The organism is Xanthomonas sp. NCPPB 1132 (genome assembly GCF_056629235.1).
In genome coordinates, this window is sequence record NZ_CM152819.1 from 267434 (window position 1) to 290334 (window position 22901).

Genomic DNA, 22901 nt, shown 5'->3' on the forward strand with positions numbered 1-22901 from the left:
AATTCACGAAAAAGGCCCCTCTCCTCCGCGCTTTGCGGAATGGAACGCTCTAATATCGCTACATGGACCGCCTCACCGGCATCGTCGCCTTCGTCCGTGCCGCCGAACAGCGCAGTTTCGTCGGCGCCGGCCGCGTGCTCGGCATCTCGGCCTCGGCGGTGGGCAAGAGCGTGGCCGCGCTGGAGCGCGAGCTCGGCGTGCGCCTGCTGCAGCGGACCACCCGGCGCATCGCGCTGACCGCCGAGGGCGCGCTGTTCCTGGAGCATTGCCAGCGCGTGCTGGCCGACCTGCGCGAGGCCGAGGAGGCGCTGGTGCAGACCCGGCGTGCGCCGCGCGGGCGGCTGCGGGTCGGCCTGCCGACCATCGGCTACCGCTTCCTGGTGCCGCTGTTGCCCGAGTTTCGCCAGCGCTATCCGGACGTGGCGCTGGACCTGGAGTTCGACGACCGCGTGGTCGACCTGCTCGAACACGGTCTGGATGCGGTGATCCGCAGCGGCGTGCAGGCCGACTCGCGGCTGCTGGCGCGGCGCCTGGGGCCGTTCCGTTTCTGCCTGTGCGCCGCGCCGGACTACCTGCGCCGCCGCGGCGTGCCGCAGACCCCGGCGGAGCTGGCCGCGCACGATGGCGTGCTGTTCCGCGTGCCCGATACCGGCAAGCCGCAGGACTGGCCGCTGGCCGAACCGGCGCCGCTGCCGCCGGCGGTGCTCACCTGCAACAACATGGAAGCGGTGCGTGCCGCGGCGATCGCCGGCCTGGGCATCGCCTGCATGCCGGTGTTCCTGGCGCAGGATGCGCTGGCCGACGGCCGCCTGCAGCCGGTGTTGGCCGCGCACATGGCCGATGGCGGCGCGTTCTTCGTGGTGTGGCCGTCGAGCCGGCAACTGTCGCCGAAGTTGCGCGTGTTCGTGGATTTCCTGGCCGAACGGCTGTTCCGCACCGATTGACGCCACGTCGTGTGCCGGGCGACGCGCGCTGTCGCAGCCGCTGCGCCGCTGCACCGGCTAAAATGCGCGGGTGGATGTCTCTCATTTGCTCGACGATCTGAACCCCGCCCAGCGCGAGGCCGTTTCCGCAGCGCCCGGCCACTACCTGGTCCTGGCCGGCGCCGGCTCCGGCAAGACGCGCGTGCTCACCCATCGCATCGCCTGGTTGCACCAGGTGCATGGGGTGCCTGTGCACGGGATCCTGGCGGTCACCTTCACCAACAAGGCTGCGGGCGAGATGCGCCACCGCGCCGACCTGCAGTTGCGCAACGGCAGCCGCGGCATGTGGATCGGCACCTTCCACGGCCTGGCGCACCGCCTGCTGCGCCTGCACTGGCAGGACGCGAAGCTGCCGGAGAGCTTCCAGGTGCTCGATTCGGACGATCAGCTGCGGCTGGTCAAGCGCGTGGTGCAGCAGCTGGAGCTGGACGAGGGCAAGTACCCGCCCAAGCAGATCGTGTGGTGGATCAACCAGCAGAAGGACGAGGGCCGCCGCGCCCAGCACATCCAGCCGGAACCACGCGACGAGTGGGTCACCACCCTGCGCAACGCCTACGCGCTGTACCAGGAGCGCTGCGACCGCGCCGGCCTGGTCGACTTCGCCGAATTGCTGCTGCGCGCGCACGAACTGCTGCGCGACACCCCGGCGCTGCTGGCGCATTACCGCGCCCGCTTCGGCGAGATCCTGGTCGACGAATTCCAGGACACCAACGCCATCCAGTACGCCTTCGTGCGCGTGCTCGCCGGCGACAGCGGCCACGTGTTCGTGGTCGGCGACGACGACCAGGCGATCTACGGCTGGCGCGGCGCCAAGGTCGAGAACGTGCAGCGCTTCCTCACCGATTTCCCCAGCGCGCAGACCATCCGCCTGGAGCAGAACTACCGCTCCAGCGCCAACATCCTCAACGCCGCCAACGCGGTGATCGCGCACAACCCCGACCGCATCGGCAAGCAGTTGTGGACCGATTCGGGCGATGGCGAGCCGATCGACCTGTACGCCGCCTACAACGAGGTGGACGAAGCGCGCTACGTGGTCGAGCGCGTGCGCCAGTGGGTACGCGACGGCGGCAGCTACAGCGAGGCGGCGGTGCTCTACCGGAGCAACGCGCAGTCGCGAGCGTTCGAAGAGGCGCTGATCGCCGAACAGGTGCCGTACCGCGTCTACGGCGGCATGCGCTTCTTCGAGCGCGCCGAAATCAAGGACACCCTGGCCTACCTGCGCCTGGTCGCCAACCGCGCCGACGATGCGGCGTTCGAGCGTGCGGTCAACACGCCGCCGCGCGGCATCGGCGACCGCACCCTGGACGAAGTGCGGCGTTTGGCACGCGCGCAGTCGCTGTCGCTGTGGGCGGCGGCGCGACAGGCCGCGCAGCAGGGCGGCGACCTGGCCGCGCGTGCGCGTAACGCGCTGGGCCAGTTCCTCGGCCTGATCGAGCAACTGGCCCTGGACGTGGCCGGGCTGCCGCTGCCCGAACAGATCGACCAGGTGCTGGCGCGCTCCACCCTGCGCGAGCACTGGGGCAAGGAAAGCCGCGGCGGGCTGGATTCGGAATCGCGCACCGACAACCTCGACGAACTGGTCTCGGTGGCTTCGCGCTTCGTGCGCGCCGACGGCGACGAGGACGCCGACGAAGGCCGCCAGGCGATGACCGAGCTGGTCGCGTTCCTGGCCTACGCCTCGCTGGAGGCCGGCGAAGGCCAGGCCCAGGCCGGCGAAGAAGGCGTGCAGCTGATGACCCTGCACTCGGCCAAGGGCCTGGAATTCCCGATCGTGTTCCTGGCCGGCATGGAAGACGGCCTGTTCCCCAGTGCGCGTTCGCTGGAAGAGAGCGGGCGCCTGGAGGAAGAGCGGCGCCTGGCCTACGTCGGCATCACCCGCGCCCGCCACAAGCTGGTGCTGAGCTATGCTGAGTCGCGGCGCATCCACGGCCAGGACAACTACAACGTGCCCTCGCGCTTCCTGCGCGAGATCCCGCGCGAACTGTTGCACGAAGTGCGGCCGAAGGTGCAGGTCTCGCGCAGCGCCTCGCTGGGCGCGCCGCGCAGCCTGGGGCACAGCGTGATCGAGGCCCCGGCGATCAAGCTCGGCGCCAACGTGCAGCACCCCAAGTTCGGCGGCGGCGTGGTCATCGACTACGAAGGCAGCGGCGCCCACGCCCGCGTGCAGGTGCAGTTCGACGAGGCCGGCGCCAAGTGGCTGGTGATGGCGTACGCCAATCTGACGGTGTTGTGAGTGGCGGCAGCGGGCGGACTTCGTGCCGCCTCGCGATCAGGGCGTGCGCTTGTGCGCGATGCAGATGCCGTCGCTGCCTGCGTTTTCGGCCTGATTGCACAAGTTCCAGCAGCGCTGCGTCGGCCGTGACCAGGCGCTGGCGATGCGCTCGCATTGGGTGATGGCGTCCTGCAGGTCGCTGGCGGATAGCCACCCGCACCCCATCGTGGGCAATGACACGTGAGGCTCACTGATGGCAGTGTCGCCCACGACCAGGATTGCGCGCTTCCCCTGGTTTTCGCGAAAGAACGTCGCCGCCTGCTGCGCCGATGCACACTGCAACAGCACTGCGGCGACCTCATTGCGGTAAACGATGACGCGCAGCGCATCCGGGCGGTAGTCCAGGCGCGCCGCACCGCGATCCACGCAGATTCTCGGGTTGTCGGCAGGCGATACGAGCAGATGCCGATCCTGCTGCCGTGTCGTTGCCGAACACGGCATGCCGATCCAGACCCGCGGCGGTTCGCTGCGTGGGGGATGCGATGGTGATCCCGCTGCACCGCAGCCGCCGAGCAGGCTCGTCCAGATGGCCGCGGCTGCGATCGTTGGCAGCCCGCGTTCTGATGTGCGCAGGCGACGCGTCACCCTGCGCATGCGTCAGCGCTGCGACGCCGCGACGCGCGTGAAGTAGTTGGTGCGCATCGTCGGCGTGCCGTCCGGTGCGAATGCGGACACGGTCTCGGTCATCGAGCGGCCGTCCGCGGCGACGGTGTAGATGCGGGTCGAGGCCACGCTCCTGTCCTTGGCCAGCATCATCACCAGCACGTTGGGCGCGGGCATCTGCAGGGCGAAGACATCGGCCTCGAAGTTGTTCTTCACCGGGGTGGCGCGGCCATCGAGCGCGGCGACGCCTTCGGCATGCATGGTGCCGCCGCCCTGTTCGGCAATGTCGACCTTGACCGCCAACTTGCCCTTGCCCGCTTCGCTGAAGCGCAGGGTGACGGCCTTGGGCCGATCCTGGGGTGCCCGATCCAGGCGCGCCACGTCCACGGCCCAGTTGCCGAGCAGGGGCGAGGGCGCAGCGGGTGCGGCGGATGCGGACAGACACGGCGACAGCAGCGTCGCGAGCGCGACGGCGAACAGCAGTTTCATGCGACCTCCCGGGAATGGTGTGCGGCGATGAGGACAGCCAATGGTGTGCGCTGCGCGCGTTCGCTCGGTCGACCTTACCGGGGTGCCGAAGAGCGCATCCGTGCGGCGGCATGACCGTCCTGCTCCAGGACGCGTGCGCTGCGACGCTAGCACCGGGGGCGTACCGCAACAAGTCCGGTGGTCAGGAGGCTGGGTCCGTCGCGCACACGGCCTCGCTCAGCCCGCGCCGCGCCGTCTCCGCGCTTCCAGCAGCGCATAGCCGGCACAGGCCAGCAGCAGCGGGCCAAGGTAGTAGAAGGCGCGATAGGCCAGCAATGCCGCCAGCAGTTCCGCTTGCGGCGCCTGAGCGCCGAGCAGCGGCAGCACCACCGCTTCCAGCACGCCGATGCCTGCCGGCACGTGGGCGATGGCGGTGGCCACGGCCGCCGCCAGCAGTGCGCCCAAGGCGGAGATGTAGGCCACGCCGGCCGGCATCAGCACGTACAGCAGGGCACCCATCAGCGCCCAGTTGCCGGTGCCCAGGCCGAGTTGCAGCAGCGCCAGCGGCAACGGCGGCAGGTGCAGGACGTGGCCGCGCACCTGCAGCATGCGGCCATGCGCGCGCTTGCAGGCGATCAGATACGCCAGCACCGCGGCCAGCATCGCGGTGCCGATCCAGGGCAGTGCCGCGCCGCTCAGCGGCCACTGCGCCGGCATGCGCAGGCGCCCACTGACCAGCAGCACGCCGGTCAGCAGCAGATAGCCCACCCAGTTGGTGGCGATGGCGAAGCCGACCACGCGGCTGATCGTCGCCAGGCCCAACCCGGCGCGTCCATACAGGCGGTAGCGCAGGGCGGTGCCGCCGATCAGCGCGCCGACATTCAGGCTGAACGCGTAGGCGATGTCCGCAATCGCCATGACCCGCGGCGTCGGCAGCGCATGCGCGGCGTAGCGTCGCGCGGCCAGATCGTAGCCGGCATACAGCAGATAACTGGCCAGGGTCACCCCGGTCGCGGCGGCCAGTGTGCCGGCACCGTAACCGGCGAGAGTGGTGCCGACCTGCGCCCAGTCCACCGTGCGCGCCGCACGTACCAGCAGGATCGCCACCAGAACCAGGAAGGCCAGGTAGGCGAAACGACGCAGCACGCGCCAGCGTTTGCGCGGTCGGCTCATGGCGCATGCCGCCTGCGCCGCAGCACGGCGGTGCGCGGCGTGCGCTTGGGCAGTCGGCTGGCCCACTGCGGCACGTTGCGCAGCAGGTGGAACAGCAGCGGCCGCAGCAGCGGTTGCCAGAAGCGCCCGCGCGGCACCCGCGCCGGCACCACCTCGCGGCAATGCCGTTGCATCAGCCGTTGCAGGCGCCCGTGCAGGTCGCGCGCAAAGGCGGCATCGCGGATCACCAGGTTGGCTTCCAGGTTCAGCGCCAGGCTCAGCGGATCCAGGTTGCTCGATCCCACCGTGCTCCAGTGGCCGTCGATCACCGCGACCTTGCCGTGGAACGGGCGCTCGCAGTATTCGAAGATGTGCACGCCGGCATCGACCAGATGCCGGTACAGCGCGCGTGCGGCGAACAGCGCCAGCGGCGTGTCCGGCTGGCCCTGGAAGATCAGCTTCACCGCCACCCCGCGGCGCGCAGCGGCGCACAGGTCGCGCAGGAAGCCGTAGCCGGGGAAGAAGTAGGCGTTGGCGATCACGATCTCGTGCCGCGCGCTGCGGAACGCCTGCCGGTAGGCGCGCTCGATGCTGCGCGAACGGCCGGCATTGTCGCGCGGCAGGAAGCATACCTCGGCCGCGCCGGCGGGCGGCACATCAACGTTCTCCTGCGGCACCCAACCCGCACCGGTGCCGTGGGTGACCAGGGTCCGGCGCACGAACGCGACCATGTCCGCCACCACCGGGCCGTGCACCTCCACCGCGTAGTCCTGTTTCGCCTCCGGGCCGAAATCGGCCAGGTGATCGGCTGACCAGTTGATGCCGCCGATCATGCCGATCCGCCCGTCCACCACCAGCAGCTTGCGGTGCATGCGCCGGAACACGTTCAGGCGCACGCCGAGCAGGGTCGGCTGCTGGTCGAACAGGCGCAGTTCGGCGCCGGCCTCGGTCAGTTCGCGCACGAAGCCGGGCGAGAGATCCGGCGAGCCGAACGCGTCCACCAGTAGGTGCACGCGCAAGCCGCGGCGCGCGGCCGAGACCAGGTGGTCCTTCAACGCCAGGCCGACCTCGTCCTCGAACCAGATGAAGGTCTCCAGCAACACCTCGTGCCGGGCCGCGTCGATCGCGGCGAAGGCGCGCGGGAAGTACGCATCGCCGTTCTCCAGCAACTGCAGGCGGTGGCCCTGGCGCCAGCGCGTGTCGCGGTTCGCCGCCCGGTTCACAGCACGATCCTGGCATGCAGCGGGGCGTGGTCGGACAGGTGCGACCACGGCCGGCCGGTCAACACCCGTGCGGCCTCGATGTGCACGTTGCGCACATAGATGCGGTCCAGCGGCAACAGCGGCCAGCGCGCCGGGAAGCTGCGCGCCACGCGCCCGTGCAGCTGCGCGAAGGCCTCGGTCAGGCCGTGCCGCTGCAGCAGCGGATGCCCGCGCTGGCGCCAGTCGTTGAAGTCGCCGGCGACGATCAGCGGCGCCTGTGCAGGCAGTTCGGCGACCAACGCGCCCAGCAGGCCGATCTGCCGGCGCCGGTGCGCCTCGCGCAGGCCCAGGTGCACGCAGATCGCATGCACCGCTTCGGCGTGCCCGGGAATCTCCAATACCGCATGCAACAGCCCGCGGTGCTCGTGGCCGGCGATGGAGACGTCGCGGTTGACGAAGTAGGCGATCGGGAAGCGCGACAGCAGCGCGTTGCCGTGGTGCCCATGCGGATACACCGCATTGCGGCCGTAGGCGAACTGCGGCCACAGCGTATCGGCAAGGAATTCGTACTGGCTCTGCGCCGGCCAGTCGGCGTGGCGGCCGGCATGCAGCTGGTGTTCGCCCAGCACTTCCTGCAGGAACACCAGGTCCGCGGGCAGGGCGCGGATCGCCGCGCGCAGTTCCGGCAGCATGAAGCGCCGCTTCAGCACGCTGAAGCCCATGTGCGCATTGATGGTCAGCAACTCGATCGCAGGCATGCCGGGACAGGACGGAAACCACGCCTGCCATTGTCGTCTGCGTCCGCGTGCGGCGCGTGACGGTGTCGCGTCGCGCATTTGCCGCCGCTGCATTGCCGGCAGCGGCGGCGGTGTCGGCTCAGCGCCGTGCGGCGATGATCTTGCTCAGGTAGTCCGGGGTGCCCTCGACCCGCACCAAGTGCGGATACTGCAGGCCGTCGTGGTAGTTCACCGGCACGTCGCGCACGCCGCCCTGGTACTTGAGTGTCAGCACGATCGGCGTGCTGCCGTCCTTGGCGTCGGCGATGGCCTGCTTGAGTGTGTCGCGTGAGTAGTCCTGGCCGTTGACCGCCAGCACCGTGGCGCCGCTGCTGACCCCGGCCTTGAATGCCGGGCCGTCCCACAGCACGTCGTTGATGCTGGCGTCGTCGTTCATCACCAGGCCGATCGACCAGGCGAAGTTGTAGCGGTGCCGCGCCGACTGGTGGCGGCCGTCGTACTGCTTCTCGAATGCGCTGGGCTGGTCGGTGTACACCAGCTTCCAGCCGCTGGCCTGCAGGCCTTCCAGCAGCGGCGGGTCCACCTGGTAGACGCGGCGGTTGATGTAGTCGGCCCAGTCGTAGTGGACCACGCCGTCGAGCGCGGCGACGACGTCGTCGAAGGTGTAGGTCTTGACCGCGAAGCTGCCGTCGTCGATGCCGAAGAAGGCCTTGGCCACGTCGTCCAGCGACTTGCGCCCGCCGCTCATCGCGCGCAGCTTGGCGTCCACCGCCAGCCACACCATCTGCCCGCCGCTGTAGTAGTCCTCGCTCATCTGCCAGCTGCGGTAGGGCAGCGGGGACCGGTGCGCGGCGGTGGGGTCGTTGGTGGTGTCCTCCAGCGAGCGCCAGCGGAAGCCCGCGCGGTTGCGGTCGTAGTTGGCCGCGGTCATCGCCAGCGCGTCGCGGAACTGCTGCGGCGTCCACATCCCGGCGCGGGCGGTCAGCACATAACCCCAGTACTGGGTCTGGCCCTCGTAGACCCACAGCAGCGAGTCGCCCATCGGCACGTTGAAGGTCGGCGTCCACAGGTCGGCCGGGCGCCGGAACTTGCCGTTCCAGGAGTGCGTGTACTCGTGCGCCAGCAGGTCGCGGTCCGGCGCGTTCTCGTCCCAGGCGCTGAAGTAGTCGGCCGCCAGTCCGTTCTCGCTGGACTGGTGGTGTTCCAGGCCGTTGCCGCCCAGCACGTCCGACAGCGAGAACAGGAAATCGTAATGCGCGTAGTGGTGCGAGCCGAACAGCTTGATCGCCTGCACCGGCAGGTTGCGGTGCGCCTGCAGCTGCTCGGCGCTGATGTCCAGGAACCGCGGCGCGTCGGCGACCACGTCCAGGTGCACCGGCGCGCCGCCGGCCGGGGTCAGGTCCACGCGCTTGAAGTAGCGCCCGGCGTAGATCGGCGAGTCGACCAGGGTGGTGAAGTCCACCGGCTTGAAGGTGGTGGTGGCACCGTCGCGGCTGGCGGTCTCCAGCGCCGTGCCGAACTCCCAGCCGGCCGGCAGGGTCACGCTCGGCGCCACGGTGATGCCGCGGGTGTCGTGGCCGGCCGGGTACAGCGCCACCTTGTTCCACTCCAGCTGCAGCATCTTGTCGGTCATCTCGAAACCGTCGTCGCGCGGCGACAGGTACTGGAAGCTGGCGTCGATCGCGCTCACGCCCTGCGGCACGTCGACGTGGAAGCTGTACACGTCGAAGGTGTCGCGTCGCCACGGCAGCGGCTTGCCGTTGGCGGTGAGGGTGAGGCCGGCCAGCATCGCCACCGGCCCGCTCGGCGAATGGTCGCCGGGGATCCACTGCGGGTACTGCAGGGTCAGCCGCCCGGCGCTGACCGGGATGGTCTCGCGCACCCGGTAGATGCCCTGGCGCACGTCGCCGGCGTCCACCTGCAGGGTCAGGGTGCCGGGGTAGGACGTGTCCTGCGGCGCCGGCACGTCGGGCGTGCGCACCACCTGCGCCTGCGCGGCGCCAGCGAGCGCAAGACCGATGCCGAGGACCAGCGCCCGGCGGGCGCGACGGGAGACGGGAAAAGTGGTGGCGGACATGCGCGGCTCCGGGAGCGGGATGGGATGCGAAGCGCGGAACGTTAGCACCTGCCGCCGTCGCCGGCGCACTTGCCCGGCCCGGTCACGAAGGTGCCAGGCAATGCCGTTCATCCCGGTGCCACGGCTTCCGGGCTGTGATCCCGGGAAGGCCGCGCGACAGCGGTATCCCTCCAGCGCCTGGCGACAGCGTTGGTCGTCCGGCTCTGTCCCACTGTGGACGGCCACCAAGTGCGCAACCCCTGGACTCCGGTTGCATCGCAGCTTCGGTATTGCAGCCGGAAAGCGTGCCGCCTCAGTCCTTCAGCGCCCCGTCGCCCGGATCGCTGGCGGCATAGGTCGAGGTTGGCAGCTCCGCAGCATGCGGATGCCGCAACGCCTCGCGCAGCGGCGCCGGCAGGTGCTCGACCGCCAGGATCACCTTGCCGAAATGCACGTCGCGCACCGCGCTCGCCGGCACCACGAAGTCGCCGCCGTTCTCGATATTGACGACGAACGTGGCGCCGCCGTCGCGGACCTCGCGCACCGCCCCCACACCGACCTCGCCATCGGCGACGAACACCATCTGACCTGCTTCCACACGTTCGGACATCGCGCACCGCCTTTGTCTGGGAGAGAGTCCACGCGGGCTGGAATGTGCCGGCACAGGCATTCGATGATCGGACGCGTAGGCGTTGCTGGACGGTGAATGCGGCGTGGTCTGTGGGTCACGACGTCGCCGTGGCTGCCGCCTGCGCGTCACCGCCAGGGGACACGCGCCGTGACGCAGCGCGATGCGATCATTGCGATCATTCCCCTTCGACCACTGCCTGGGAGGGCAAGGATGCGAAGCGAAAAAGAGAAGATGCTGGCTGGCGAGGCGTATCGTCCCAACGACGCGCAACTGCAGGCCGAGCAGGACGCGGCCAGTGCCTGGATGCGGCGCTACAACGCGGCGCTGGCCGAGCCATCTGCACGGCGGCACGCATTGCTGGTCGAAGGACTGGGTTCGGTCGGACGCGGCGCGGTGGTGCGGCCACCGTTCCATTGCGACTACGGCTACAACATCCACCTCGGCGAGGACGTGTTCCTCAACTTCAACTGCGTGATCCTCGACGTGGCGCCGGTGCATATCGGCGCCGGCACCCAGATCGGCCCGGCGGTGCAACTATACGCCGCCGATCATCCGCGCGAGGCCGCGCAGCGCGCCGAGGGGCTGGAGCTGGGGCGGCCGGTCATGATCGGCCGCAATGTCTGGATCGGCGGCGGCGCGATCGTGCTGCCGGGTGTGACCATCGGCGACGACGCGGTGATCGGCGCCGGCAGCGTGGTCTCCCGCGACGTGACGGCCGGCGCGCGCGTGGCCGGCAATCCGGCACGCCCGCTGAAGCCGCACAGCGACTGAATTTGATCCGGGTCAAGGCGGGCGCTGCGCAGCGGGTGTGCAATGCTTTCCTGGCCGCCACGCGCGGCGTTACCGGAGCACCGCCATGTACAAGCGCATCCTGATCGCCATCGATGGTTCCGAGTTGTCCGCCAAGGGCCTGCAACAGGGCCTGGCGCTGGCCGCCGCGCTCGGCGCGGAGGTGGATATCGTCACCGTGTCCGAGCCGTGGGCGATGGGCATGTACGACGCGATGGGCTGGAGCGTGGGCTACGAGGCCAGCCCCGAATACCGCCAGGACCGCGAAGCCGGCGCGCAGAAGATCCTGGCGCCGGCGCTGGCCGCCGCCGAAGCGACCGGGGTGACCGCGCACGGCCGTCACGTGCTCGACCGCTACGCCGCCGAGGGCATCATCGACATGGCCGTGGCCTGCAACAGCGAGCTGATCGTGATGACCTCGCACGGCCGCCGCGGCATGAGCCGTGTCCTGCTCGGCAGCCAGACGGCGGAAGTGCTCGCCAACAGCCAGATCCCGGTGCTGGTGATCCGCTGACGTGCGGGCGCGCCCGCGCCGATGTCGGCGCGGTGCCGAAACCGCTTGAGGCCTGCGTTTGGCATCCGGCCGCTGGCGGCAGCGACCTATGGCCTTGCCGATACGCTTCGGCCTGTCACGCGGCTGCGCCAAGAGGCGACGCCGCGACAGGGGGCTGGCGCCCGATACGCACGTGCATCCGTCCTCTGGCAGATCGGGAAGATGCGCTCACCCTCACGCGCGCCGCCGTTGGGCGGCGCGCCGGGCGCGACATCACCAGCTGTACAGCTTCCAGTACACGGGCGACACATTGTCCTTGCTGCCGTCCACTTCCATGTGGCCGTCGCCGTTGCGGTCGTACAGGTAGTAGGCCGGACCGCGTGCCGGGGTCACCTTGACCATGCGCAACTGGCCACCCACGCGGTATTCGTCGACGGTATCGCCGTTGTCCATCTTGCGCTGGGTCGTTTCCGCGCCGCGCACGTCCATCGGCGCGCCGTCCGGGCCCAGGCCGGTCGAGGCGCAGCCCGCCAGCAGCAACAGCGGAACGAGGATCAGGGCTTTCATTGCGGTGTACTCCACAGGCAGGACATGCGCAGAGTATGCGCCGAGTGTCTGCGTGCGGTGTGCGAATGGTGCCGCACCCTCACCCCAACCCCTCTCCCGGGGGAGAGGGGCTCGCTGTTCCCTTCTCCCTTCGGGAGAAGGTGCCCCGCAGGGGCGGATGAGGGTACGGGCGAAGCCTCGTGGACCAAGTCAGCGCGCCGCTTCGCGTCGGACCCTCACCCCAACCCCTCTCCCGACGGGAGAGGGGCTTTGGCGTTTCCCTTCTCCCATTGGGAGAAGGTGCCCCGCAGGGGCGGATGAGGGTACGGGCGCAGCCTCGTGGATCAAATCAGCGCGGCGCTTCGCGCCGGACCCTCACCCCAACCCCTCTCCCGACGGGAGAGGGGCTACACGCCGCAGCGTAGAATTGGCCGATGAGCCGATTAGTCCTGATCGACGGGTCCAGTTACCTGTATCGCGCGTTTCACGCGCTTCCGCCGCTGACCAATGCCGCCGGCGAGCCCACCGGCGCGCTGTTCGGTGTGGTCAACATGTTGCGCGCCACCCTGAAGGAGCGCCCCGAGTACGTCGCCTTCGTGGTCGACGCGCCGGGCAAGACCTTCCGCGACGACCTGTACCCGCAGTACAAGGCCAACCGCCCGCCGATGCCCGACGAGTTGCGCGCGCAGGTCGAGCCGATGTGCCAGATCGTGCATGCGCTGGGCATCACCATCCTGCGCGAGGACGGGGTCGAAGCCGACGATGTGATCGGTACCCTGGCCCTGCAGGGCGCCGGCGACGGCCTGGACGTCACCATCTCCACCGGCGACAAGGATTTCGCCCAGTTGGTGCGCCCCGGCGTGCAGCTGGTCAACACCATGAGCGGCAGCCGCATGGACTCGGATGCGGCGGTGATGGAGAAGTTCGGGGTCTGGCCGCACCAGATCGTCGACCTGCTGGCGCTGATGGGCGACGCCATCGACAACGTGCCCGGGGTGGAGAAGTGCGGGCCCAAGACCGCGGCCAAGTGGCTGGCCGAGTACGGCTCGCTGGACGGGGTGATCACGCATGCCGGCTCCATCAAGGGCAAGATCGGCGACAACCTGCGCGCCGCGCTGGAGCGGCTGCCGCTGAACCGCGACCTGGTGACCATCAGGACCGACGTGGCCCTGCCCGGCGGGCCGCGCACGCTGGGCCTGCGCGAGCAGGACCCGGCGCAGTTGCGCGGCCTGTACCAGCGCTACGGCTTCACCCAGGCGCTGCGCGACCTGGACGGCGGCGTGGCCGCGCCGGAGGCCGCCAGCGAGGTGACGCCGAGCCTGCGCGGCACCGCCGCCGGCTATGCCCGTGGCGCCGCACCGGCCGATGCCGCCGTATTGGATCCGGCACTGGCCGCCAAGGGCGACTACACCGCGGTGAGCACGCCCGAACAGTTCGAGGAACTGCTGGTGCGCCTGCGCGCCGCCGACGGCTTCGCCTTCGACACCGAGACCGACGCGCTGGACGCGATGCGCGCCAACCTGGTCGGGCTCAGCTTCGCCACCGAGCCGGGCCGCGCCGACTATCTGCCGCTGTGCCACGACTACCCGGGCGCTCCGGTGCAACTGGATCGCGCGCTGGCGCTGGAGATGCTCAAGCCACTGCTGGAGGATCCGGCCAAGGCCAAGGTCGGCCAGCACGGCAAGTACGATCTGCACGTGCTGCGCCGCCACGGCGTGGACGTGCAGGGCTACGCCGACGACACCATGCTCGAGAGCTTCGTGCTCAATTCCACCGCCAGCCGCCACGACATGGACTCGCTGGCCCGGCGCTACCTGGGCTACGACACGGTCAAGTACGAGGACGTGGCCGGCAAGGGCGCCAAGCAGATCGCCTTCTCGCAGGTGGCCATCGACGACGCCACCCGCTACGCGGCCGAGGATGCGGACATCACCCTGCGCCTGCACCGCACGCTGTCGGCGCAATTGGACGCCGAGCCGGCGCTGGCGCGGGTCTACCGCGAGATCGAGATGCCGCTGGTGCCGGTGCTGGCGCGCATCGAGGCCAATGGCGTGTGCGTGGACATCGCCGAGCTGCGCAAGCAGAGCCAGGTGCTGAGCCAGCGCATGCTGGCCGCGCAGCAGAAGGCCACCGAGCTGGCCGGGCGCAGCTTCAACATGGACTCGCCCAAGCAGTTGCAGGCGGTGCTGTTCGACGAACTGAAGCTGCCGGCGGTGCTGAAGACCCCCAAGGGCCAGCCCAGCACCAACGAAGAGGCGCTGGAGGCGATCGCCGACCAGCACGAGCTGCCGCGGGTGATCCTGGAGTACCGGGGCCTGGCCAAGCTGCGCAGCACCTACACCGACAAGCTGCCGGAGATGGTCAATCCCGATACCGGCCGCGTGCATACCAGCTACCACCAGGCCGGTGCCGCCACCGGGCGGCTGTCCTCCTCCGATCCCAACCTGCAGAACATCCCGATCCGCACCGACGACGGCCGCCGCATCCGCCGCGCCTTCGTGGCCCCGCCCGGGCGCAAGCTGATCGCCTGCGACTATTCGCAGATCGAGCTGCGGATCATGGCCCACCTGTCCGAGGACCCCGGCCTGCTGCGTGCCTTCGGCAGCGGCGTGGACGTGCACCGCGCCACCGCCGCCGAGGTGTTCGGGCGCAAGCTCGAAGAGGTCACCGGCAACGAGCGCCGCGCCGCCAAGGCGATCAACTTCGGCCTGATGTACGGCATGAGCGCGTTCGGCCTGGCCCGCAACCTGGGCATCGGCCGCGGCGAGGCGCAGGACTACGTGGCGCTGTATTTCAGCCGCTACCCGGGCGTGCGCGACTTCATGGAACGCATGCGCGAGCAGGCGCGCACCCAGGGCTATGTCGAGACGCTGTTCGGCCGCCGCCTGTACCTGAACGACATCAACGCCCGCCAGCAGGGCCTGCGCGCCGGCGCCGAGCGTGCCGCGATCAACGCGCCGATGCAGGGCACCGCCGCCGACATCATCAAGCGCGCCATGGTCGGCGTGGACGCCTGGCTGCAGGACCACCGCGACCGCGCGTTGATGATCCTGCAGGTGCACGACGAACTGGTGTTCGAGGCCGATGCCGACTTCGTCGACACCCTGCTGCCGGAAGTGACCGGGCGGATGTCCGCCGCGGCGGAGCTGAAGGTGCCGCTGGTGGTGGACAGCGGGGTTGGCGACAACTGGGACGAGGCGCATTGAGCGCCTCGGTCCTGAAGCTGGATCCAGGACCCGGCATGACGTCGCGGTGCCTTGCGTAGACAGCGTGGTGCCGGCTCGCGGAAAAATCGAATCGGGTTTTCGGACGGATTATCCCGCCAGTGATTTTCGCTTTCCCATTCGCGCTGCTTTTTTGACCCGAGGCGCGCTGAAGCCCCTGGAATTCCAACTGGCGTCACACCCTGCGGCGCGCGGCGCTGCAGCGGTTGAACGGAATTTTGACGCTGTTTATTTCGGGCGGATTTTGCGAATGAATCCGTCCTTAATCTGACAAATTTTTAACTTAAATCTTCACGAACGAGCAAGGTGGGAAATGTTCTTATATCCCTCGACAGGCGCAATACCTGTCGCGGATCTCCTCCCATCCCCTGGAGCAGATCCAGGAACGGCGACTCCTCCCCAAGTCTCCGTTCCCTGGCCCCGCCGACCTCCCCCTGGTCCGCGGGGCTTTTTTATGCCCGCAGTTTTTCGGCGCCACGTTCCCGGCGTCTGCTGCCGCGTTCAGCGGCGTGCGTCGGTCGGCTGCTGCAATTGGTAAAGCGCGTCGTCCAGGGTGTCCATCTGCGCGGTCAGCGTGGCGCGGGCATCGTGCAGGCCGCGGTTGTAATAGTGCGGGCCGATGCGCTCGGCGACGAAGTCGAGCAGGAATTCGGCCTCGAACGCGCCGACCTGCTGCTGCAGCTCGGTGCGCAGGTAGGCCTGCAGCTGTTCGGCGATGGCGCGCTTGTCCTCGCGGCCCAGCACCGCGGTGCGCGCCGGCGCGCTCACGCCAGCCACTCGCGCGGCACCAGGTATTCGGCCAGGCGCGCCTCGGCGCTGCCCGGTTCCGGCTGGAAGCCGTATTCCCAGCGCACCCGCGGCGGCAGGCTCATCAGGATGCTCTCGCTGCGGCCGCCGCTCTGCAGGCCGAACAGGGTGCCGCGGTCGTAGACCAGGTTGAATTCGACGTAGCGGCCGCGCCGGTACAGCTGGAACTCGCGCTCGCGCTCGCCCCAGGGCTGGCTGCGGCGGCGTTCCACGATCGGCAGGTACGCGTCGAGGAAGCCGTCGCCGACCGCGCGCTGGTAGGCGAAGTCGCGCTCGAAATCGGCATGCAGGTCGTCGAAGAACAGGCCGCCGACGCCGCGGGTCTCGCTGCGGTGTTTGAGGAAGAAATACTCGTCGCACCAGCGCTTGTGCGCCGGATAGCGGTCTTCGCCGAACGGCGCGCACAGGTCGTGCGCGGTCTGGTGCCAGTGGCGGGCGTCCTCGTCGAACGGGTAGTACGGGGTCAGGTCGAAGCCGCCGCCGAACCACCAGGCCACGGTGGCGCCATCGCGCTGTGCCTCGAAGTAGCGCACGTTGGCATGGGTGGTGGGGATGTACGGACTGAGGGGGTGGAACACCAGCGACACCCCGACCGCGCGCCAGGAGGCGCCGGCCAGTTCCGGGCGGTTGGCGCTGGCCGAGGGCGGCAGGCGGGTGCCGGCGACGTCGGAGAAGCCGATGCCGGCCTGCTCGAACACCGCGCCGTCGCGCAGGATGCGGGTGCGGCCGCCGCCGCCCTCCGCGCGCTGCCACAGGTCTTCGGCGAAACGGGCCTGGCCGTCGGTGGCCTCGATCGCCGCGCAGATGCGGTCCTGCAGGCCGGTGAGATAGTCGCGGACACGGTCGAAGGTATGCATGCCGCCATTCTAGAAGCTCGCTGTGTCAGCCGTCTGCGGCGAACCGCACGGACGAGGCGGTCAGCGGCGGAACTCGGCGCGGATCGCGGGGCGGCACAGCTGGTAGACCAGCCAGCCGTGCAGGCCGGCGAAGACCAGGGCGGTCAGCGCGCCGCTGACCATGAGCGTGATCCGGCCCAGCGCCAGGTCGTGCTGGAGCTGTTGCGGGTCGACGCCCTGCAGCAGGGTCCACGCATGCAGCAGGTCGAACAGTTGCCACAGCAGCGGCAGCGCCGCGAAGTTGGCCGCGGCGGTGACCACCAGGAACACGATGAACGCCCGCCGCGCCCAGTCGCGCCGCTGCAGCAGCGCCCACGCCGCCGCGCACAGTGCCGCGGACAGCAGCGCGGTCAGCCAGGACAGCGCCAGCGCATGGGTCACGCACCACTGCAGCAGCGGCGGCAATGGCAGGCCGGCCTCGCGCAGCGCGCCCTCGATCGCCCCGTCCGGCAATGCCAGCAGCAGCAGCGCCTGGCCAATCCCGTACAGCAGCGACAGCACCCCCAGCAGCAGCGTGAGCTTGGCCATCGCGTCGATGGTCTGGTTGCGGGCGGCTGGCAGGGGCGGGGGCGACATCGGCGGTCCTTCGGGGCGGGGCGGCGCTGGCGGCGCCGCACCGGCGGCAGTCCGGCAAGGATAGGGATGGCGGACCCGGGCGCAAGCCGGTTGGGCGCGCGATGGTGTCCCCTGCGCATGTGCCGGGCGCTTGGCCGATGGCAAGGTCGTCCGTTGCCGTCCGGGCCGGGGGCTGCCAAAAACCGCAGGGGCGCAGGCAGTGCTGGGTCCGGTGGCTGTGGGTGCTTGCGTAGGAGCGGCTTCAGCCGCGACGGGGCGTTGCCGGTAATGCGTCGCGGCTGAAGCCGCTCCTACGCGATGGCGTGATGCGTGGGCGGTGCAGGAGGTTGGCGGCGTCCTGCTGCAGGCGCCGCGCGGGTTCCCCAGCGCCTGCCGCACGTCGACGGCAGGCGCCTCGATATGCGACCGGCTCAGCGCAGCTCGCGTTCGAACAGCTTGAGGATGCGCTTGTACTCGTCCAGCCAGGAGTCGGCGCGGGTGAAGCCGTGCTTCTCCAGCGGGTACGGCGCGATCTCCCAGTTGTCCTTGTGCAGCTCGATCAGCTTCTGGGTCATGTCCACCGAGTCCTTGAAGAACACGTTGTCGTCGACCATGCCGTGGGCGATCAGCAGGTGGTCGCGCAGCCCGCTGGCGTATTCGATCGGCGAGGAGGTGCGGTAGGCCTCCGGGTCCAGGTCCGGGGTGTTGAGGATGTTGGAGGTGTACTCGTGGTTGTACTGGCTCCAGTCGGCCACCGGGCGCAGTGCGGCGCCGGCCTTGAACGTGCCGGGGCTGCGGAACAGCGCCATGTAGGTCATGAAGCCGCCGTAGGAGCCGCCGTAGATGCCGGCGCGGCTGCGGTCGCCCTGCTTGCTGTCGACCAGCCAGTCCAGGCCATCCAGGTAGTCCTCCAGCTCCGGATGGCCCATGTTGCGGTAGATCGCGGTGCGCCAGTCGCGGCCGTAGCCGGCGCTGGCGCGGTAGTCCAGGTCCAGCACGATGTAGCCCTTCTGCACCAGCAGGTTGTGGAACATCTGCTCGCGGAAGTACGGGGTGTAGCGCGCCGACACGTTCTGCAGGTAGCCGGCGCCGTGCACGAACATCACCACTGGATAGCGCTTGCCCGGCTCCGGCTGCGCCGGACCGTAGTACTTGCCCCAGACGGTGCCGGCGCCGTGCTTGGACGGCACCTGCACGAACTGCGGCTGCACCCACGGGCGCGCCTTGAACGCGGCGCTGCGGGTGTCGGTGAGCACGCGCGCGTTGCCGCCGGCGGCCGGCACCACCGCCAGTTGCGGCGGCAGGTAGGGGCCGGAGTAGTGCACCAGCAACTGCTGGCCGTCCGGCGACAGCGCGAAGTCCTCGACGCCGTCCAGCGAGGTCAGCTCGGCGACGCTGTCGTTGCGCAGGTCGAGCTTGCACACCTCGTAGTCGCCCGGCCACTTGCGGTTGCACAGGAACAGGAAGCCCTGGCCGTCGGCGCTGACCATCGGCGCCGACACTTCCCACTTGCCGGAAGTGCGCTGGCGCGGCTTCTCGTTGCCGCGCTGGGTGTACAGGTGCGCATAGCCGGACTGCTCGGACAGCAGCCACAGGGTCTGGTTGTCCGGCATCCAGCCGAAATCGTTGAAGCTCCAGTTGATCCAGGCCGGATCGGTGAGGCGGTGGCGCGGCTGCAGCACGGCCTTGTCCAGGTCGACGCTGGCGATCCAGCGGTCCTTGTTGTCCACCGCACGCAGCAGCACGGCGACGTTGCGGCCGTCCTCGCTCCAGTGCATCGAGGCGCCGCTGCCGTCGCCGTCGGTTTCCACGCGCACCGCGCGCGGGCTCTGCAGCGGCTCCTGCTTGGCGGACTTGCGCAGCGCCGCCAGTGGATCGGTGCCGATGCCGGGCAGCACCGACAGGTCGAGCTTGCGCGCGCTGCCGGCCACCGCATCGACCAGCCACAGGGTCTGCGCCACCGGCGAGTTGCGGCCGACCAGGGTGCGTGCTTCCTGGAACTCGGCGTAGCCGGACTCGGTCACGTAGCGCGGCATCTTGCTCTCGCGGCCTTCCTCGGCGCCCTTGGCGTGGGTCACCACCAGCAGGTGGCGGCCGTCCGGCGACAGCGCGCTGTCGTCGACCACCACGTCGTCGCTCAGGTACACCGGCGCCGGCGCGCGGCTGCTGTCGGCGCGACGCCAGGCCTGCTCCTGCTGGCGCAGCAGCTCGCGCTGGGCGCGGTCGCGGGCCAGGGTTTCCAGCGTGCGCAGCTGCTGCTCGCGCAGCACGTCGGGCTTGGGCGCGGCATCGGGATCGCGCTCGGCCTTGAGCACCGCGGCCTGCTGCACGCCGCCACCGGGGCTCCAGCGGTACCAGTCGTTGCCGACCCGCCACAGCGCGCCGCCATCGGTGGTGAACTGCGGGCGTGCCGCGGCCTGGTTGCTGCGGGTCAGCTGGGTCAGCTCGCCGCTGCGCAGGTCGCGCAGGAACACGTCGCCGTTGCGCACGAACAGCATGCGCTGGCGGCGTGCGTCGTAGACCGGATTGGCCGCGTCCAGGGTGCTGCGCTGCGCGTCCTCGACCCGCTGCGCGGCGCCGCCGTCGACGCCCTGGCGGTAGGTGTCGCGCACCGGGCTGCCGGTGCGCTTGAGCTGGTACTGCACCTGGCGCCCGTCCCAGGCCCACCAGGCGTCCTCGACCGGCGGCCCGATCCAGTCCGGATCGGCCATGGCCTGCTCGATGGTCAGCGGGGCGGTGGTCTCCTGGGCCGCGGCCAGCGGCGGCAGGCAGGACAGGGACAGCAACACAACAGCGCTCAGGGCGAGACGACGCATCTGGAATTCCGGGCGAACGGCAAACCACAAGGGTAGCAGTCGCCAGGGAGGCGCGATTGCGCCGATGGTCATGGGCGCATGGCGCAAGAGCGACAGGTGAACACTCACGTGGCGCGCCGGTGCCTGGGCGGCGCCGAGGCGCCGGCGGACTCCAATCAGTGCAACCGGCAACCGTAGGCATCGCGCCGCCGGCACGAACATGTATCGATGAATACATGTCGATCACCGCACAGTTGACAGTAGGCAGCGCCGGGGCGGCGCATCCTCCGATGCCTGGCCGTGGCGGGTGGCTGCAGGCGGCGCCGGTGCGGCGTCCTGCGTGTACGAATCCGGAACATCGCGCGAGCGGCGATGCCCGCAAGACCAAGTGACCATGCCCTGGTCTTGCCGAACGGCGTCTTTGGGGACTTGGGAAGTCGCGGGTGCATGCCCCACCCCAACGGTCGACAGCGCGGCGACCGACTGGAGCAGCCGCGCTGGTCGAACTGAACGTCTTTCCCGTGCTACATGCTGGCCGACCAGTTGATCACGAGATTCGTCCCGGATGGGGCTCTAGCGCCGGCCTTGTTCACATCCCGAACCGAGACTTCGATGCTCGCGCTATCCGCATTCGTCACATTCAAGAGGAACGCGTAGTCGGTCTGGTTGTTGACAAAGATGCGTGCCGGAACAAATCCGAGTCCATGGGTAATCGACACCAAGCCGCGACCATCTACCGTGCCGGCCAGAGAGCCGGAGGCGCAGTTGGGCCAGTGGTAGGCCTGCATCTGGCCACCAAGAAACGCCCCATGCGCACCAGTGCCCGTGGAATAAGTAATTGCGCCTGACAGGTGGATGCTGTTCGAGGCGCTGGTGGATGAAATCGCAGTAAAGGCTCCAGTCAGCGCATCGTCCCAATTGTCAAAATAGCAATTGCTGATGCCAATCGCGTTGTCGTTCCCGCTGACGAATACAGCCTCTGCTGTCGTCCGCGCGACACGCACATTGCCTAGCATCAGGCTATTTCTGTCACCATTGATGAAGACACCCCGGCTATTTGATAGCTGCGTGTTCGGTCCGGGTTGGCATTGAAGGTTGGTCATCGATGCGGTGATGCCGTTGCCGTCTATCATGACGCCGGTCGCGCACGCATCCAGGTCGGCATTCGCCACCATCATTTTATTGGTGGCGCCGTCCCCGCTTGTGGCCAAGTACATGCCACGCCAGACGCCATAGACGAAGAAGTTGGCAATCTGACAGTTGTCGTTGCGGTACGAGATCAGGCCATAGGTGTTTGCCTGGGTGTAAGCGGCGACATCTGCCGTGAAAGCGCTCCAGAACGGGTATTGGTGAAAATTGTTGATGCGGACCACATCGGCCGCAAAATTAATCTTTATCCCGAACGAGAAGAACTCGCCCCATACGTTGTCGATTCGCGTGCGTCCGGTACTGACGCCCGGCTGGCCCACTTCAATACCGGCAGTTACGCCGAAAAACACCAGGTTGTCCAGCAAGCAAGCGCCGCCGGCAATGATCCGGATGCAAGGCTTGTACGCGGGTGGATTCCAGCCGGGTGCAGGTGAAGGCTTGGCCTGATTGAAGCCAAGCCCAGATATCTGCACATTGTTCGAGCCGGATGCCAAAACAAACGCGCTCTCGGTCATCGAGCCCAAACGGATCCACGACCCATTGCCGCGGAGTTGCGGAACAGTCGAGCCAAATGGGCCGACAAACTCTTCCAGGACGCCGTCGCCCTTGATCGCGATTCCCCCTCGTGAAATCGTCACGGCAGCATCGATCTGATAGATGCCGTATGGTACATGCACAATCCCGCCGCCACGACTCTGCACGTAGTTCACCGCGGCCTGAAATGCTGCCGACGAATCGGAAGCGCCGGTGCGATCAGCGCCGAATTCCAGCACTGATACAGGAAGGTAGCTCAATTTCTCGGCAACATGTACGGGCAAAGATCCGGTGGCCGCCGCCTGCTGAAACCGTATGTTCTGCGCGCCTGTCGCTGCCCATAGGCCATCCAGGAATTTCTTGACCGTCGTGCTTCCGCCAGTCGCGGGAAAGGCGTAACCAATCAAGTCTCCCCCAGTGGTTTGAGCGAGACTCTCACGTAGTGACGTGTCGTCAGGATCGCTGGCTTCCGCTGCAGCAAGCAGCGCATTGCTTTCACGCGAGGCTGCCGGGAAAGGTGAGTGAGCGTCACCACCGGTACCTGCCATCGAAGCAGGTACGTCCCGTGACATTTCCGATGAGTCAACAATCTGCTGAATCTGCATGGCCAGCGCATCCAGTCCGCGTTCGATCAGGATCGCGTCGAATTCGCCTCGACCCACGAGATCAATCTCCTGCACGTAGGGCGCCGCTCTGATTAACAAGATTGTTTCCTCCGCAGATGGTGGGCGACGCAATATGACGCGTGTGCCGGATTCATCTCCAACGCTTTCCACGTCGAAATTATCGCCATCCAGTTCGATCGCCCTGTCACCGCTGAAAATAAATACCTTTATATGAGTTGCGGCGTGAGCCACAGGGCCGGGAAACGTGTCGTTCGTTCCGTCGCCATGGTGGAGTCGACGGCTGCGGCTGTTGGGAACTGTCATTTTCCTGATCCTTTATGAAATTGCGCTGTTGGCGGAAGAGGGGTTGCTCGATAGGCCGCGGAAACGCGAGGTCCTCGTTG

General features: G+C 68.6%; 18 protein-coding genes. 5 read left to right on the top strand and 13 right to left on the bottom strand.

Annotated features, from left to right (window positions below; genetic code table 11):
* Positions 1–62: 62 nt before the first annotated feature.
* Both AC1G9L_RS01150 and uvrD read left to right on the top strand, forming a co-directional pair.
* Positions 63–944, top strand: a complete 882-nt coding sequence (locus AC1G9L_RS01150; RefSeq protein ID WP_481070046.1) for a LysR family transcriptional regulator — start codon at positions 63–65, stop codon at positions 942–944.
* Positions 945–1014: 70 nt separating this feature from the next.
* Positions 1015–3216, top strand: a complete 2202-nt coding sequence (gene uvrD, locus AC1G9L_RS01155; RefSeq protein WP_481070047.1) for a DNA helicase II — start codon at positions 1015–1017, stop codon at positions 3214–3216.
* 36 nt (positions 3217–3252) lie between these two features.
* Here the strand turns inward: uvrD and AC1G9L_RS01160 are convergent, their stop codons facing one another.
* The 7 genes from AC1G9L_RS01160 to AC1G9L_RS01190 all read right to left on the bottom strand — a co-directional run bounded on the left by AC1G9L_RS01160 (position 3253) and on the right by AC1G9L_RS01190 (position 10083).
* On the bottom strand, positions 3253–3840 hold the full coding sequence (locus tag AC1G9L_RS01160; protein WP_481070049.1) for a hypothetical protein: 588 nt from the start codon (positions 3838–3840) through the stop codon (positions 3253–3255).
* 12 nt (positions 3841–3852) lie between these two features.
* Positions 3853–4347: a hypothetical protein gene (locus tag AC1G9L_RS01165; protein WP_019799204.1), complete on the bottom strand. Its 495-nt coding sequence runs from the start codon at positions 4345–4347 to the stop codon at positions 3853–3855.
* 216 nt (positions 4348–4563) lie between these two features.
* Positions 4564–5499, bottom strand: coding sequence for a UPF0104 family protein (locus tag AC1G9L_RS01170; protein WP_481070051.1), 936 nt, complete (start codon positions 5497–5499; stop codon positions 4564–4566).
* A complete protein-coding gene (gene clsB, locus AC1G9L_RS01175) occupies positions 5496–6701 on the bottom strand; it encodes a cardiolipin synthase ClsB (protein ID WP_019799202.1) in 1206 nt (401 codons plus the stop codon). The genes AC1G9L_RS01170 and clsB overlap by 4 nt, the downstream gene beginning before the upstream one ends.
* The gene (locus tag AC1G9L_RS01180; protein WP_019799201.1) at positions 6698–7438 is read right to left on the bottom strand and encodes an endonuclease/exonuclease/phosphatase family protein; all 741 of its coding nucleotides are present in this window, start codon (positions 7436–7438) and stop codon (positions 6698–6700) included. The genes clsB and AC1G9L_RS01180 overlap by 4 nt, the downstream gene beginning before the upstream one ends.
* A gap of 118 nt (positions 7439–7556) precedes the next feature.
* Positions 7557–9494, bottom strand: a complete 1938-nt coding sequence (locus AC1G9L_RS01185) for a M61 family metallopeptidase (RefSeq protein WP_019799200.1) — start codon at positions 9492–9494, stop codon at positions 7557–7559.
* Positions 9495–9786: 292 nt separating this feature from the next.
* Positions 9787–10083, bottom strand: a complete 297-nt coding sequence (locus AC1G9L_RS01190) for a hypothetical protein (protein ID WP_481070053.1) — start codon at positions 10081–10083, stop codon at positions 9787–9789.
* 231 nt (positions 10084–10314) lie between these two features.
* Here AC1G9L_RS01190 and AC1G9L_RS01195 point away from each other — a divergent pair, with 231 nt between their 5' ends.
* Entirely contained in the window at positions 10315–10875 is a 561-nt protein-coding gene (locus tag AC1G9L_RS01195) for a maltose acetyltransferase domain-containing protein (RefSeq protein WP_019799198.1), read from the top strand.
* Positions 10876–10960: 85 nt separating this feature from the next.
* Positions 10961–11407 carry a universal stress protein gene (locus AC1G9L_RS01200; RefSeq protein ID WP_019799197.1) on the top strand — a complete coding sequence of 149 codons (447 nt, stop codon included), beginning with the start codon at positions 10961–10963 and terminating at the stop codon, positions 11405–11407.
* A 252-nt stretch (positions 11408–11659) separates the two neighbouring features.
* Here AC1G9L_RS01200 and AC1G9L_RS01205 read toward each other — a convergent pair whose 3' ends face one another.
* On the bottom strand, positions 11660–11953 hold the full coding sequence (locus AC1G9L_RS01205) for a DUF2782 domain-containing protein (RefSeq protein WP_017910345.1): 294 nt from the start codon (positions 11951–11953) through the stop codon (positions 11660–11662).
* Positions 11954–12366: 413 nt separating this feature from the next.
* Here AC1G9L_RS01205 and polA point away from each other — a divergent pair, with 413 nt between their 5' ends.
* Positions 12367–15138 (top strand): DNA polymerase I, encoded by a 2772-nt coding sequence (gene polA / locus AC1G9L_RS01210; protein ID WP_481070055.1) that lies wholly within the window; start codon positions 12367–12369, stop codon positions 15136–15138.
* A 519-nt stretch (positions 15139–15657) separates the two neighbouring features.
* Here polA and AC1G9L_RS01215 read toward each other — a convergent pair.
* The 5 genes from AC1G9L_RS01215 to AC1G9L_RS01235 form a co-directional block, all read right to left on the bottom strand.
* Positions 15658–15924 (bottom strand): DUF2164 domain-containing protein, encoded by a 267-nt coding sequence (locus tag AC1G9L_RS01215; RefSeq protein WP_010342715.1) that lies wholly within the window; start codon positions 15922–15924, stop codon positions 15658–15660.
* Complete coding sequence (hemF, locus tag AC1G9L_RS01220) at positions 15921–16820, bottom strand: oxygen-dependent coproporphyrinogen oxidase (RefSeq protein WP_019799743.1); 900 nt, start codon at positions 16818–16820, stop codon at positions 15921–15923. The genes AC1G9L_RS01215 and hemF overlap by 4 nt, the downstream gene beginning before the upstream one ends.
* A 60-nt stretch (positions 16821–16880) precedes the next feature.
* Positions 16881–17435: a hypothetical protein gene (locus tag AC1G9L_RS01225; protein WP_481070057.1), complete on the bottom strand. Its 555-nt coding sequence runs from the start codon at positions 17433–17435 to the stop codon at positions 16881–16883.
* Positions 17436–17845: 410 nt separating this feature from the next.
* The gene (locus AC1G9L_RS01230) at positions 17846–20230 is read right to left on the bottom strand and encodes a S9 family peptidase (protein WP_481070058.1); all 2385 of its coding nucleotides are present in this window, start codon (positions 20228–20230) and stop codon (positions 17846–17848) included.
* Positions 20231–20733: 503 nt separating this feature from the next.
* Complete coding sequence (locus tag AC1G9L_RS01235) at positions 20734–22821, bottom strand: glycosyl hydrolase family 28-related protein (RefSeq protein WP_152181437.1); 2088 nt, start codon at positions 22819–22821, stop codon at positions 20734–20736.
* Positions 22822–22901 lie beyond the last annotated feature (80 nt).